General features: G+C 36.6%; 13 protein-coding genes. 10 read left to right on the top strand and 3 right to left on the bottom strand.

Annotation, left to right across the window (positions count from 1 at the left end):
- Positions 1-886: 886 nt before the first annotated feature.
- From BMY14_RS13105 to BMY14_RS13070, 8 genes are all read left to right on the top strand, one after another.
- Complete coding sequence (locus BMY14_RS13105) at positions 887-1,360, top strand: PTS sugar transporter subunit IIA (protein WP_091832609.1); 474 nt, start codon at positions 887-889, stop codon at positions 1,358-1,360.
- Positions 1,361-1,402: 42 nt separating this feature from the next.
- The gene (locus BMY14_RS13100; protein ID WP_091832606.1) at positions 1,403-1,708 is read left to right on the top strand and encodes a PTS sugar transporter subunit IIB; all 306 of its coding nucleotides are present in this window, start codon (positions 1,403-1,405) and stop codon (positions 1,706-1,708) included.
- 1 nt (position 1,709) lies between these two features.
- Positions 1,710-2,972, top strand: coding sequence for a PTS galactitol transporter subunit IIC (locus BMY14_RS13095; RefSeq protein ID WP_091832603.1), 1,263 nt, complete (start codon positions 1,710-1,712; stop codon positions 2,970-2,972).
- Positions 2,973-3,068: 96 nt separating this feature from the next.
- Positions 3,069-4,115 (top strand): alcohol dehydrogenase catalytic domain-containing protein, encoded by a 1,047-nt coding sequence (locus tag BMY14_RS13090; protein ID WP_091832601.1) that lies wholly within the window; start codon positions 3,069-3,071, stop codon positions 4,113-4,115.
- 50 nt (positions 4,116-4,165) lie between these two features.
- Positions 4,166-5,029 (top strand): PHP domain-containing protein, encoded by an 864-nt coding sequence (locus BMY14_RS13085; protein WP_091832598.1) that lies wholly within the window; start codon positions 4,166-4,168, stop codon positions 5,027-5,029.
- Positions 5,030-5,164: 135 nt separating this feature from the next.
- Positions 5,165-6,142, top strand: coding sequence for a sugar-binding transcriptional regulator (locus BMY14_RS13080; protein ID WP_091832595.1), 978 nt, complete (start codon positions 5,165-5,167; stop codon positions 6,140-6,142).
- Positions 6,143-6,216: 74 nt separating this feature from the next.
- Complete coding sequence (locus tag BMY14_RS13075; RefSeq protein WP_091832592.1) at positions 6,217-7,536, top strand: RuBisCO large subunit C-terminal-like domain-containing protein; 1,320 nt, start codon at positions 6,217-6,219, stop codon at positions 7,534-7,536.
- Positions 7,537-8,002: 466 nt separating this feature from the next.
- The gene (locus BMY14_RS13070; protein WP_177177592.1) at positions 8,003-10,966 is read left to right on the top strand and encodes a sigma 54-interacting transcriptional regulator; all 2,964 of its coding nucleotides are present in this window, start codon (positions 8,003-8,005) and stop codon (positions 10,964-10,966) included.
- Between the two features lie 301 nt (positions 10,967-11,267).
- Here the strand turns inward: BMY14_RS13070 and BMY14_RS13065 are convergent, their stop codons facing one another.
- On the bottom strand, positions 11,268-12,161 hold the full coding sequence (locus tag BMY14_RS13065) for a CHAD domain-containing protein (RefSeq protein WP_091832586.1): 894 nt from the start codon (positions 12,159-12,161) through the stop codon (positions 11,268-11,270).
- 195 nt (positions 12,162-12,356) lie between these two features.
- Between BMY14_RS13065 and BMY14_RS21045 the strand changes: the two genes are divergently transcribed.
- A complete protein-coding gene (locus BMY14_RS21045) occupies positions 12,357-12,491 on the top strand; it encodes a hypothetical protein (protein WP_281246444.1) in 135 nt (44 codons plus the stop codon).
- A 208-nt stretch (positions 12,492-12,699) separates the two neighbouring features.
- Here the strand turns inward: BMY14_RS21045 and thiM are convergent, their stop codons facing one another.
- Positions 12,700-13,521 (bottom strand): hydroxyethylthiazole kinase, encoded by an 822-nt coding sequence (thiM, locus tag BMY14_RS13060; protein WP_091832585.1) that lies wholly within the window; start codon positions 13,519-13,521, stop codon positions 12,700-12,702.
- Positions 13,511-14,035 (bottom strand): energy coupling factor transporter S component ThiW, encoded by a 525-nt coding sequence (gene thiW, locus BMY14_RS13055; RefSeq protein WP_091832583.1) that lies wholly within the window; start codon positions 14,033-14,035, stop codon positions 13,511-13,513. Before thiW ends, thiM begins: the two co-directional genes overlap by 11 nt.
- Before the next feature lie 446 nt (positions 14,036-14,481).
- Here thiW and BMY14_RS13050 point away from each other — a divergent pair, with 446 nt between their 5' ends.
- Positions 14,482-15,096, top strand: a complete 615-nt coding sequence (locus BMY14_RS13050; protein WP_091832580.1) for a class I SAM-dependent methyltransferase — start codon at positions 14,482-14,484, stop codon at positions 15,094-15,096.
- The last annotated feature ends 18 nt before the right edge of the window (positions 15,097-15,114 follow it).

The following is a 15,114-nucleotide window of genomic DNA, read 5'->3' as shown; positions in this document are numbered from 1 at the left end:
AACGTTAACACAACAATGACGTGGAAGACCAGGGCAAATGATATTCCTTTATTAGAAAAAAATTGTAAGCAAGTTTTGAAAGAAAATTATATTCGTTATAACAAAGAAAATAAAATAGAACGATAATTGTATTTAAAGTCATCGAATAGCATACGCATAGTATGCTATTCGATGACTTTTTCATGGTATAAAATAAAATTCACGATTCATAACTAGATTCGATTTTCCCCTATTGATTTTTCAAAGATAATTGTTTTTTTTGGAAATTCATAAAAGCGTTAAATTATATGGTTCTTAGGCCAAAAAAATTAGAGACATAATCAAATATGACACTAAAGAAAAACGAATTCAAATAAAGTTTTTATAACCGTTGATTTCCTTGATAATGCAAGAGCCGAGAATATTCATAGAAGAGCGAATATCTTTCTCGCTTTTCCAGAAAACATCAAGAAATCCAAAGGGTGTAGGATCTGATCCACGCATAAAAGAAAATCCGTCAATTTTCTTAAAAAGTAAATCTATTTCATCGAGTGGAAGATTATGCCCATTATTACATAGTGGATTAATGTCATATATAGTGATCCTCTCAATATTTGTATTCGATAGGGCTATAATTTATCTTTTGAATAACGAAAGGATGTGTAATATAAATTTAAAAACTTATCAGAATATTTGGCAGTGAATAAAAAAAACAAATTTGACCAAAATCTGGCATGGAACTTGCATTAATATAATGGTGAAAGATGTGCCAGAATTCTTACGGAAAAGGAAGGGAGAAACAATAGAAAGGGACATGACAAATGAATTTACGAGATAATAAGTGAAGTCAGGTCCGTATACTGAATGAAAAAATTCTGGCGCATGAATTGTAAGGAAAGGAGGAGGTATGTTGTTAGATGTGAATCTACTGGACACTGAACTAGTAGTACTTAATCTGGAATTGGAAAATAAATATGATGTTATGACTGTGCTAGCAAATTGTTTATTGGAAAAGAATATTGTAAAACCGAGTTATTTACAGGCGCTCATTGAAAGAGAAGATGTTTACCCGACAGGATTGCAAACAAAAGAATTTGGTGTTGCTATCCCGCATGCAGATATACAGCATGTACTAAAACCAAGCATTGCAATTGCTACTTTGAAAAATTCAGTAAAATTTAATTTGATGGCGAGTCCCGAAAATACTGTTGATGTGAAAATTGTCTTTATGCTTGCCCTAACAGAACCGCAAAAACAGTTGCAGCTTTTACAGGATTTGATATCGCTGTTTCAAGCCTCTCATCTCATTAAACAAATGTTGAAGTGTGATGATAGGCAAATGTTTATAGATATAGTGAATCAAATAAACCAGAATGAGTAAAGATCAAATTTATATTACATTTGTATAGAGGAGGGAGAAAGAATGGGAAAAGTAAAAATTATGTGTGTATGTGGAACAGGAATTGCAACTTCTACGGTTGTTCATAACGGTGTGGCTAATATGTGCAAAAAAAACAATATTGAATATGAAATTATACAATGTAAATCACTTGAAGTGAAATCTAAATTAAATACTTTTTCACCGGATTTAATTGTTTCAACTACGACAATTTCTACGACAACTACTATACCTATTATAAGCGGGATTGCTTTTTTGTCGGGTGTAGGTTTGGAAAAAGTTGAAGAACAGATTATCACTGCATTAAAACAAACGCTGGGGGTGATCTGATATGTTAGATGCAATTCAATTTATTTTGGGCTTGGGTCCTGCGGTTATGATGCCAATCATTATCACAGTTCTGGGGTTGCTTTTAGGGCAGGGCTTTAGTAAGGCTTTCAGGGCAGGGCTTATTATTGGTGTTGGTTTTGTTGGAATCAATATGGTTATTTCGGTATTGATGAATACGTTAGGTCCTGTAACACAAGCTATGGTTAAAAATATGGGAGTTCAACTGGATATTCTTGATGTTGGCTGGCCAATATCAGCCGCGGTTAGTTTCGGTTCTATAATTGTACCGGTGATTATGCCACTGATTCTTTTATTTAATGTATTTTTGTTGGCGATTAACCAAACAAAAACGGCAGATGTAGATATCTGGAATTATTGGCAAATGCTGTTTTGTGGAGCCATTGTATATCATTCAACGCAGGAAAATTGGTATTTGACAATCGCGGCCGTTTTGATTTGTGAGTATGTAACTTTAAAGCTTGCGGATATAACAGCACCTTTGGTGGAGAAATTTTTTGGTTTGCCGGGAATTTCGCTTCCGCATGTAGGAACTGTGGGGTGGTATCCTGTTGCGTATGTTTTTAACAAAATCTTAGACAGGGTTCCTGGTATAAACAGTATTTACATTGATCAAAAGAAAGTACAGGATAAATTCGGAATATTCGGTGAACCGTTATTTATTGGGTTAGTTCTTGGTTCTATATTGGCAATATTAGCCAAATATGACTTAGGTAAAATTTTAACTACCGGTGTTACGCTGGGCGCTGTAATGGTTATTTTACCAAGAATGGTAGCAATTTTAATGGAAGGATTGATTCCTCTGTCTGAAGGGGCAAGAGAGTTTTTAAAAAACAGATTTCCGGGGAGGGAATTTTATATTGGGCTGGATACGGCTATCGCTATTGGAAATCCAGCTGTTATGGCTACTGCCATTATAATGATTCCGATAGCTGTCTTAATGTCATTAATTCTTCCAGGAAATCGGCTGCTGCCGTTTACGGATCTTGTCATGCTGACCTTTATTTTAAGCTTTCCTGTTGCTGTTACAAATGGGAATATATTTAGATCTTTAATTATTAGTCTTTTAATTGTGCCACTGTGTTTATTAATTGCAACAGATTTTGGACCTGTGCATACAATTATGGGGCATGCTGTTGGTTTTCCATTTCCGGAAGGGACGACGACGATCAGTAGTTTATATGGTGGAACACTGCAAATCCCCTGGCTTATATGGAAGCCCCTGTCTTTATTATTTGGACAGTAGTGTGTAAATAAAACGGTACATGGTGAGGTGTATTCTTTTTAATATGCAAAAAGTGAATGGATACACCTTATTAATTTTAGAAAAGAGGAATAGAAAATGAAAGCAATTGTATTTAAAGGCCCTAAAGATTTTGAGATGCAAGAAATTCCGATGCCGCTATGTCCAGAAGAAGGGATTTTGGTGAAAGTTAAGGCCGTTGGTTTATGCGGATCAGATATTCGAACCTTTGATGTAGGTCATGGGAAGCTCATACCGCCGCAGGTCATTGGTCACGAAGTTGCAGGTGTGATAGAAAGTATAGGGAAAAATATATCGGATTTTTCTGTAGGGGATAAAGTGGCGGTCAATCCGATTATTCCTTGTGGGCATTGTGATTATTGCAAAATTGGATTTGGGAATCACTGCCAAGAGTTAGAGTTTTTAGGAACAACGATACCTGGGGGGTATGCTCAATATGTGGCAATTCCTAAAGTGGCTTTAGCGAATGATTGTGTAATAAAAATAACGAATAATTTACCGATGGAGCAGGTTCCTCTGGCAGAAACAACCGCTTCTGTCATATGTGCGCAGAAAAATATGGGGGTAGGCAAGGGCGATACGGTTTTGATTTTTGGTGCTGGTCCTATTGGTTGTTTGCACGCCGTAATTGCGAAGGCTCGTGGAGCGAAAAAAGTGATTATGTCAGAAATTAATGAGAGCCGATTGGATCTTGTAAGAAGGTTTACAAGTATTGATGTTTTTGTGGATTCCTCGCAGCAAGATGTTCATGAAATCGTGTTAGCGGAAACCAATAATTTAGGAGCGGATGCTGCTATTGTTGCCTGCCCGGTGGGACTTGTTCAAGAACAAGCCATAGATATGGTAAGGAAAAGAGGCAGAGTATGTTTTTTTGGCGGGCTGCCAATTAATAATTGTCATATAAATTTAAACAGCAATAGAATTCATTATGATGAAATTGCAATTTATGGTGCATTTGCTTACGCACCTAAAGATTTTATAGAGGCCTTCCATTTAATTTCAGAGGGGAAAGTACCAGCTGCCGAATTTGTTACGCATATATTGCCTTTGAAGGATATTGCCGAAGGGATCGATATTATAAAAAAAGGACTTGGGATTAAGGTGGTTTTGAAGCCTTGGGACTAATAACCAAGTTATGGGAGCGAGTTTCAAACAACACTAAAGGGGTGAAGAATATGGCGGTTGATTTGCATGTGCACACGGCAGCAAGCGGCGACGGAGAGTTTTCTTCTTGGGCAATAGTGAAAATTGCAAGTGAAGCTAAGCTTCAGGCGATTGCTATAACGGATCATGATACGATCGATAGTGTTGAGGAGGCTGTCAAATGGGGGGGCGAGTATAATGTAGAAGTTATACCCGGCTGTGAATTTTCTTCTATATATGAAAATAAATGGCTCCACATTTTAGGCTATTATATAGATTATCATAAGCCAGAGCTTATTCAGCTGTGCGAAAAAGTAAAAAAAGCGAGAGAAAACAATATTGATGCTCAAATAGATAAATTACATCAAACGGGTTTTTTCTTAGAAAAAGAAAAAGTTATGGAAGATAGTTCCGATCCATTGCCAATTTCTTTTGGAAGAGCAATCTTTACTGATTCAAGAAATAATGGAAATCAAATGTTAGAAAAATACAGGGGAAAAGCGAATGGAATACTTGATTTTTGTCAGGATTGGATGATTTATGGACGTCCTTATAATGCGGTGCAGTATTTTCCCAACACAAAAGAGGTTATTGAACTTATTCTGCAATGCGGCGGTGTGCCCATTTTGGCGCATCCGGGTGCTAGTTTGCGGGAAGAGGAAAATGGTTTGATTGTTGAGCTGCTGAAGTTTGGCTTAGCAGGAATTGAAGTATTTACAAGTTGGCATAATGAAAAGCAGGAAAGGCACTATCAAAAATTTGCACAGGATAAAAAAATATTAATTACAGCGGGTAGTGATTTTCATGGAAAAATGAAACCCCAAATTTTAATGGGACAGATTACGAGCAGTCCTTATACCATAGTTGAACAGTTAAAAAGCAGGGTGAGGCTTTGATGAAAGAGTGATAAAAAGAAATAATATTAAAAAGAATATTATTTCTTTATTGAAAATATTTTCTATATTGTTGTTATTTTCTTTTAATGTAAAATAGAAATTGAAGGGACCTTCAAAACGGGGAGCGGTTTAAAAATGCAGTCGTCAGTATATAATCAATCCACCTTTTTAGTATTTAAAACCGCATATCTTTATTACTTTCAAGACAAATCACAAAATGAAATTGCTGATATATTGAATATATCTATATCAACCGTATCTCGTTTAATTAAAAAAGCTAAACAAGATGGGATTGTGGAATTTGTAATTCGAAATCCCTATATGGATTGTCTTGAAATGGAAGAACAAATAAAAAATAGTTTTAATTTGAAAGATGTAATTGTTGTACCGCCAATGAAAGAACTTGGAAATCTTGTAGAAAATAAAGCAAATATGAGAAAACTCGTCGCACTGGAAGGAGCAAGATATGTCCAAAGAATTATTACAGAGAAAGATGTTTTAGGACTTAGCTGGGGGCAAACTATGTATGAGCTAATACAGTATTTGAATCCTTGTCAAAAAGTCAATGCCAGTTTTGTTACAATGCATGGAAGTCTTTCTGGATGTCATCCAGATTTAGATGTAATGGCACTGGGGGCAAGGATCTCAATGGCTTTTGGGGGGCAAAATTATTCTTTGCTGGCAGAAGGGCTGATGAGTAATAGTAGAACCGTAGATTCTATAAAAGCTGAAAAATATGTAAGCATGATCTATGAAATGTTCAAGCATATCAGCATATCTTTAAGCAGCGTAGGAGCTTTTTCCCCGAATGTTGATTCATTATTGTACAAACAGGGTGGGTATCTTCTCGATAACGAAATTCTTGAATTAAAGAAGAAAAGTGCCGTTGGCGATATCAGTCTTAGGTTTATTGATGGTCAAGGGAAAGAATGCAGTACATCTTTAAAACATCGTACCATAGGAATAGAACTTGATGTGTTTAAAAAAATTAAAACAAAAATCCTGGTAGCTTCTGGAGTATCTAAAGTCTATGCATTAAAGGGAGTTCTAACAGGTGGCCTGACGGACATATTGATTATTGATCATGCGTTAGGGAAGGCCGTTTTATCTTAACAAAAACCATAGTTTGTTTTTTGATGGGCCCGTCATGAAACGCTATAGTTTAAAATAAAAAAGGGGGTTATCTTATGTATATTGATCCTTTGTTTATGCAATTTCCTGATGGTTTAGAAGATGAAAAATATTTAATCGCAACATATTATGTGGCAAATGCGAAATCAATGGAAGCTGTTAAATATGCCGCAGCATTGGCTGTTGAACAGACTACTGGCACTTGGGTTGCTGTACCTGGCGAAACGCATGCATTAAGAGAAAAACATCTTGGTCGCGTGGTTGGAATTTATGAGGTTCCAGCTTACTCCGATTCGTATCCTGCGGATGTAACAGAAAGACATTTTATTCTACGATTGGCATTTCCAACACATAATTTTGGTGCTCAATTTGCTATGATGTTTACAACTGTAATTGGTAATATTTCAAGCATGGGCAAATTGAAATTGTTAGATTTGGAATTTCCACATAAGTTTTTAAAAGAATTTAAAGGTGCTAAATTTGGCATAGAGGGAATACGAAATTTATTGAATGTACATGACAGACCTTTGGTAAATACAATGATCAAACCGTGTATTGGTTTGAATCCGAAGCAAACAGCAGAGCTTGCTCATTCGATCGCATTAGGCGGCGTAGATATCATAAAAGATGACGAATTGACAGCCGATCCGGATCACTGCCATTTGGTCGACAGAGTCAAAGCTGTTATGGCAGCATTGAAATCTGCGGATGAAGAAAAAGGTGAAAAAACACTTTATACCTTTAATATCACAGATAGAACAGAAAAATTGCGGGACAATGCTCTTCGGGCAATTGATGCTGGGGCAAATGCGTTAATGATAAATGCATGGCCGGTTGGAATGGATGCTTGCAGGATGCTGGCAGATGATCCGGACATCAATGTTCCAATATTGTCTCATTGTGATATGCAGGGAGCTTTATATGAATCACCATGGTCAGGTATGTCGGCCAGTCTCGTATGCTCAAAGCTGCCTCGTCTTGCTGGTCTCGATATGGGGATTGTCTTGAGTCCTTATGGAAAATTCCCGCTGACAATGGATACCTTTATCCAGGCAGGTTATGCTTGTTTGACTCCGTGGCAGCACATTAAGCCAATGATGCCAATGCCGGGAGGCGGAACAACGCAGGGCCATATTGAAGAGCTTATACACAAATTTGGCAAGGATGTAATTATAGCTGCCGGTGGTGCAGTAATTGGACATCCACAAGGTCCTACTGCCGGAGGCAAAGCATTCAGGCAAGGTATTGATGCTGTGATGAAAGGCGTATCGCTTAAAGAAGCTTGTAAAGACAGTAAAAATAAGGAACTTAAAAGCGCTATTGATGCATGGGGTGTTTATGGGGAACGACAAATTTTTGACCTCAAGGCAAAATAAAGTGTTGATATAACAGAGTAAGTAAAAGAGCCTGAGGAAATTCTCGGGCTCTTTTACTACCATCTTTTGAAATAAGAATATAAATTTAAATAAGAATATTGCAAATCCGAAGCAGTCTTGTTATGCTGTAGTTGCATCTGATTTTTCTTTGCATTTTGTTTTTTGCACGTTACAGAATACAGGGGAGCAGATGATTTTTTATTAAGGAACATCTTATATTACGCTTGGAATTATAATTAAATTTTACTAGGAACGCACCGCATTTTATACATAGATAATGTGATTCATTTCTAAAAATTTGTGATAAAAGAGAATAAAAAAACAGAAAATTTAAAAAATAAGGGGGTGCTGAAATAGTAGTCAGAATAGAAGGGATCCTTTTTTGCCTTTAAAAATAGATGATGTCACGAAAAACCATGTATATATGTTACCTTTGACTGTAATATTAATTAAGGGGGACAGAATTATGGAAGTGCAGGTTTCTAAAACAACTAATGGTATAGAGGAACAAGTCATCAAAATCATAAGTGAGGAAGATAAAAAAAATCCACTAGCAGATCAAGAGATTTCTAGCAAATTATATATTAGTCGGAGCAGAACTGGTGAAATCAGAAATGCTTTAGGAATACCGGATGCACAGGAACGGCGTAAGACTTTACTTCAGGAAGAAATAAAAAGAATAGTAAAGAAAAATCCTAACATCTCTGAACGTAATTTGACAACGGAACTAAATACATTGGGTTTTCATATATCCAGAAATACGATAACCAATAGCTTTTTTGATATATTACAGACAAGTGGTTTCGCAAAAAATGAAAAAAAAGAAAAAATAATGCAAGAGCCTTTGGAAAATAACAAGCCAAGTGATATTTTTCTGACAATGATAGGTCATGAAAGAAGTTTAAAACCAAAAATAGAGCAGGCTAAGGCAGCAATCTTGTATCCATCCAATGGTTTGCATACATTGATTATAGGTGCCCCTGGAGTGGGGAAGACGGAACTGGCGGAGCTAATGTATAAATTTGCGTTGGCTTATAAAAAAACGAATGTAAACGACTATCCGTTTATTCCCTTTAACTGTGCCGATTATGCGGAAAATCCACAATTATTGCTTGCACAGCTTTTTGGGTATCGTAAAGGTGCTTTTACTGGAGCAGAAAATGATCAGGATGGACTGGTGACAAAAGCGGATGGAGGGATTTTATTTCTTGATGAAGTACATCGCCTACCACCCAATGGCCAGGAAATGTTATTTCAGTTGATTGATAAGGGACATTATCGAAGGTTGGGAGAAACGAATGCTCTTCATAAAGCGAAGGTTATGATTATTGCGGCAACTTCGGAAGATATAGAGAAAAATCTTTTGATTACTTTTCGAAGGAGAATATCTATGGTGATAGAATTACCTTCGTTAGCATTGCGAACTTTAGAAGAAAGACTTGATATGATCCGAGAATTTTTCTTTCAGGAAGCGACATTACTCAACAAAAGAATTATTGTAACGCTACAGGCATTGCGCAGTTTATTAAGTTACAACTGTGTAGGGAATATAGGAGAGTTGCGGTCAGATATTCAGGTATCCTGTGCGAAGGGATTTTTAGAATATGTGACAAACGGTCTTGACGATGATTCTATTATGATTGATGTACCGACTTTACCGATTCATATTTCAAAGAGTTTATATAATATAGTCTGGGACAGGAAAAAAGTTGAAAAAATTCTTTCCGATGATTTGATTTTTTTACCGGGAACTAAGATATTTGAAAAAGTAAAAGAAAGTGCATATACATTTCCCAATGACATTTATAAAAACATTGAGGTGGAATACCAGCAGTTACAGCAACAGGGATTATCGGACGAAATTATCAATCGTATTATTACGGATGGACTTGAAACCAATCTGAAAAAAATAATTAGCCAAATTAAAAATAATAAATATAACTTAATTACAAAAGATTTGAGGGTAATTGTGCGTCCGGAAATTATTCTGTTAGTCGAAAAAATGCTTACGATAGCAGAAGCGAAATTAGGCAGCTTTGATAATACATTATTTTATTGTTTGGCGACACATTTGAATGCTTCGATCGATAGAATAAAAACTTGCAAATACAGCTCCAATCTTTGTCTACATAATGTAAAGCAATATTATACGAGAGAATATGAAGTGGCTAAGGAAATGGCATTTTTAACAAAAGAGCATTTGGGAATAGATTTGCCAGAAGAGGAAGTCGGATTTATTGCTATGTATTTAAAAGCCACTGCAAATAAAGATGTTTATGATACAGCTGCCATTGGAATCGTTGTTGTGTCACATGGAAATGTTGCGCAGGGAATGGTAAGTGTAGCGAATCGGTTTTTAGGCGTTGATTTAGTTAAGGCTGTTGAGATGTCATTGGATGAAAAAATTGAAATTGCATTTAAGAGAACACTGGAGGCTGTAATGGAGGTAGATCAGGGGAAAGGCGTCTTGCTGTTGGTTGATATGGGTTCATTAGATACATTTGGAAATCAGATTACTTTACAGACCGGTATAGCAACACGGACAATTACCAGAACGGATACCTTAATGGTGATTGATGCTGTTCGGAAAATTTTATTGCCGGAAAATAATTTGGATATGGTGGCAGATTCTTTAACAAAAGAAAAAATCAGCAAAATATCTCATTTGGATAAAAATAGAAAAAAATCGAATTATGTCATAGTTTGCTTTTGTTTAACAGGAGAAGGCGTAGCTCAGTATATTGCAAGTATAATCAAAAAAGAGGTTTTACAAATATGCAATAAAATAAATATAATACCAATAGGGGTACTGGATGCAGTGACAATAAAAGAACAAATTGATACGATTATGCAAAATTCAAATATCCTTATAATTGTTGGTTCGATCAATGAACGATATCATGATATACCTTTTATTTCTGCGGCAGAGGTGATACAGAACGGACCACAAAAACTGATTGAAATGGTGCAAAACCGATATGAAGCAAGTCAGTTGTATATGGATAAAGCTTTTTCTAAAGTTTTCAATAGGGAGCTTATTGAAATAAATGAAGAAGTAAAAAGTAAAAAAGAAGCATTGGTTTTATTGGTAAATAAACTTGTGGATAAAAGTTATGTGACCGAGAATTATATAAAAGGTGTTATGGCAAGGGAAAATATGGGATCCACTGTAATAAATAACTGTTTGGCTATACCGCATGGATATGGGGAAGACATTATTAAATCTGGCATAGGGATTTTGGTCTTGAAAAAAGCCATTGAATGGGAATCAGGGGTAATGATTTCTTTGATATTTATGCTGGCACTGAATGAACAGTCACAAAATGAGTTTCAGCGGGTTTATAGAATTATTAGTAATTTAGATATTATTTCGCAAATAGAGAAAGCAGAAAATGTAGATGCCGTTTTTCATTTATTGGAAAATGCTTGATTTTTTAGGTAGTTAATGCATAAGATCTCTTTTTACGAATAAGTTAGGGAATGCTTGTCGAATTTGTTTTATAAATGTTATGGGCGTAGGTGATTGTCTATGGCAGCAAAAATAAATCTAATCTTTTGCCTATTTCCCTGCTTAGCTGGTATTCAATGAGTCCGTGGTTCGAACCCACTCAGCTACACCCATGAAATCAAGGGTTGTGTGATAGGCACAACTTAACAAAGTAGATGAGCATAATATAGGCACAATAGAGGGTGAGCTGAGCAGCTTAATCTCTATTGTGCCTATATTTATTTTATTTTTCCAATACCAAAGTACAATAACTGTCTTTTCCTTGAGCGGAAAAAGCCTGAAATGCATCATACGCACGCTTGGCTTGCCAGCCGCTAAGCAGCGCAATTTCTTTTAACAGCTCACTTTCTTGAGCGTTGCCGCCTAACTTATTAAGCAATTCAACCTCAGGCTCAAGGTCATGAATATCTCCTAAATAATCCTGCAACTGCTTCAAAACAGTTGCTATACGAGCTGCTTTCTGATCTTTTCGTGTACGTGAATACCACTCCAATATATAGCGGTTTTTTTTGCATTTAATCCGTAAGCGATGTATCGCTTCATTATCCATAATATCTATATTTTTCAGTTGCTGACGCAAATTTTTTAACCATTTTTTTAATCGCCAATCCGTATAACTTTGCCAAGAATCTTCTTTAACTTGTGTTTTTTCATTTAAAATCCAAAATAAAAAGGCTTGTAAATCTTCGGTCAATTTGCCCGTTTGCAGGGACTCGCTAAACAAGGCCAGTAGATTATTTCTATGCTTTAACAAGTAACCGTTCAACGGATCTTGCAAACTATCTATGTTCAGCAAGCTGCCTGCTTTCGACCATTCATCTTGCAGTACATCCAATTCCCGGATTTCTGCCGTACGTACGCTCCAACTTTGCAAAATATTTTTCCAATATTCTTGCGATTCAACAGAATATAGTAAGGCAGCAAAAGATAAATAGGCTCGCAGTTTTCTCAATGCAATTCGTAAATCATGAACGCCTTCCGCTGAGCCATCCAGCATAAAATACTTCGTTTGCGCGGTTAATGTGTTGTGCACCGCTTCGGTCATAAAAGAATCTAACGTTGTTAATGAATCAGTTTTCTTTTTCTGTTTTAATTTATGCGCCAATTTTTTATTCATACTTTTTCACCATCCTTTTATTATAAACGCTGAAACAGCTTTGCTCATCGCTTTGTAGTTTTTATATAGTCTAAATATTCTGTTATAATAGCTTAATAAGTTTTTAAATTTTATACAAGTATAAACCTTTTAGTATATAAGCTCAAGCGAAATGTTAACTGTTAAAAGAAAAATTCCTATTAAAAATGTATCGTTTTGAAACCGGATTTTATACCGATTTATATAGATGGGGCAGAACTTTATAAGAAAATAAACAATATCGCAATGGCGATTGATGAGCATACAAAGGCAATTGCTTTAGCACCGGATCAGTCAGCACTTTATATGTGAGGGAAAATTGCTATAAGATAGTAGGTCGGAAAAAATTAGCTAAAGCAGATTTAGCTATGGCTAGGCACCTTCAGAAAAGATCTAAATAAATTATAAAAATGATATTATTCAAATAATAATACAGATGATGAAAAAAGGCCTGTACAGGGAGGGATAAAATAAATTATCCCTCCGCCACAGGTCTTTTTAGGTTGTGTACTTCATGAGTTTAAGCTTTTTTTAGCTTCATTCGATTTGCAAATTCTTCATCTGTCATATTATATACTGCATCGAGTAAGGCAGCCCGAAAGGTTCCGGGACCAGTGGAGTTTTCGGCAGCAAGTTCACCACTAATACCGAGAATGGTAATGGATAATAAGCAGCCGTTGAAGATATTTTGTGAAAAGATGCAAGCTGCAGTGAGTACATTGAGCATGCATCCAGTGCCGGTTATATTAGTTAGTTCTGCTGTGCCATTATTGCCGAGAAAGGTCGTGGTTCCATCGGTTATAATGTCGGTTGGACCACTTGCAATGATTACCGCTTTGTTTTTGCGGGCCAGTGTCTGTAGCATAGTGATTGTGTCCGGGGAGAGAGTATCGCTTGATCCAACATCAATGCCGCAGGCATTATTACTAAGACCGGCGAGAGCTTTTAGCTCGGAGAGGTTTCCTTTAAGAACATTTGGCTGACACGCAGCAATGAACTTTTGGGCGAATTCCAGGCGAAAGTCACTGCAGGCAATGCCAACAAGGTCGATGATGGAAGGAATTGATTTCTCATGGGCAACTTTACCAGAGATTAGCATAGATCCAAGGCGGGCGTCCGTGACATTGCCGAGATTTACGGCCAAAGCAGCAGCTGCAGCTGTAATCTGAGCAACTTCAGCAGGATGTTCAGCCATGATTGGTTTGGCACCGGATGCAAGTACGATATTTGCGCAGTCATTAATCGAGATGGGATTGGTAAGGCAATGAATGAGTGGACTGGCAAGGCGGATCTTGTGTTTTATATTGAGAAGATCGGCGATGAGCGTTGCTTTATTTATCATAGATTTTCGCTCCTAGCTTTTGCTGCATTGTTTTGAGCATACCGTTTTTACGCATCGCAATGAGAAAGAAGTAGGCAATTGTACCGCCGATCAGCGTGCCAGAGATAAAAAGTGGTACATAGAACATCCAAGTGAGCTCAGTTTTTCCATAGAGCAAAGCCATAACCGGATAAGATACAATGGCACCGATGAGACCGGTGCCGATGACTTCACCGAGAACAGCATAGATGAGCTTGCCACCCGATGCTCGATAGAGCAGTCCGGACAATACGGCTCCAAATACAGCACCTGTCAGTGCTAGTGGCGGAATCCCCATAAGCAGCATACGCAGTACTCCAATCGTGGTCGCACATAGAAGTGCATACCATGGTCCAAGTAGTACAGCACAGGTAATGTTGATAAAATGTGCCATTGGACACATACCTTCGATTCGAAGAATGGGTGAGATAACGACACCAAGTGCAACAAGCATCGATAGGACAATAAGTTTAAAAAGATGTGCGTTTCTTTGCATAAAAAAATACCCCTTTGATATAAAGTTTTGAAAAACAGAAAAGCCGCTGTCCGAAAGTTCCGGCAGCGACTGCATATTGTCAAAAAAATCATATTCACTAACACAAAATAGCAAGTCCTACAGAACATTCCAGCAGGTCGGTCGAAGCTGAAGCTTCCTCTCAGTCCGAAACACGGACTCCCTAGCTATTTAGTTGTTTGTTGTAAACTGACGGACGCTCCTCCGGCAGCTGAAGAAAATAAGCTTTATCTATTAATTATATCGATTTTAACGGTGAATGCAAGCGAAAATATGCAGAAAAAATGAATTAACAGCCAAACGTTCACTTTTTACTTTTCTGATACTGATATTTTTGATAGAATGAGGGATGATCGGATTGATGGTAAGTTTTTCTTTTAGCGTAGTCTGCGATAGGCTATGACTGCAATATAACAAGAGGTTAAAAAATGAATTTTAATGTTCAGTCTATAAGTTGGGATAATGAAAAAAGAATAAACAGAGCAAAGGTCATTGCGGCAGAAATAGCTTCTGCCACTGAAATTGAAAAGTCTTATAGTGCTTTAGAATTTGGTTGTGGAACGGGTCTTGTCAGTTTTAATCTTTATGACAAGCTTAAAGATATAGTTTGCATTGACACAGCAAAAGGTATGGTCGATACATTAAACACAAAAATCAAACAGCATAAAGTAAAAAATATGGCAGCTTATCAACACAATATTAATGATGATTATTTGTTAACACCTAAATATGATTTAATCTATACATCTATGGCATTACATCATATTGTCGATGTTGATACAACTTTGGCAAACTTATATAAATTACTAAAGCAAAACGGGTGTCTGTGCATTGTGGATTTAGATGAAGACGATGGTAGTTTTCATAAAGCAGAGACAGATTTTAATGGGCATAATGGTTTTAATCAAACTGAATTGAAGCAAATCCTTGTAAAACTTGGCTACAAAGGGTTACGTTCGAGTACGTTTTACAAAGATGTAAAAAATATTGAGGGCGTTATATTGAACTATTCATTGTTTATTATGATTGGGAGAAAGCTATGAGGTAAGCGTATAATAGAA

This window comes from Propionispira arboris, from assembly GCF_900109225.1.
Classification (GTDB): Bacteria; Bacillota; Negativicutes; order Selenomonadales; family Selenomonadaceae; genus Propionispira; species Propionispira arboris.
Note: the sequence above shows the minus strand (reverse complement) of the source record. Positions and strands in the feature narration are given on the sequence as shown.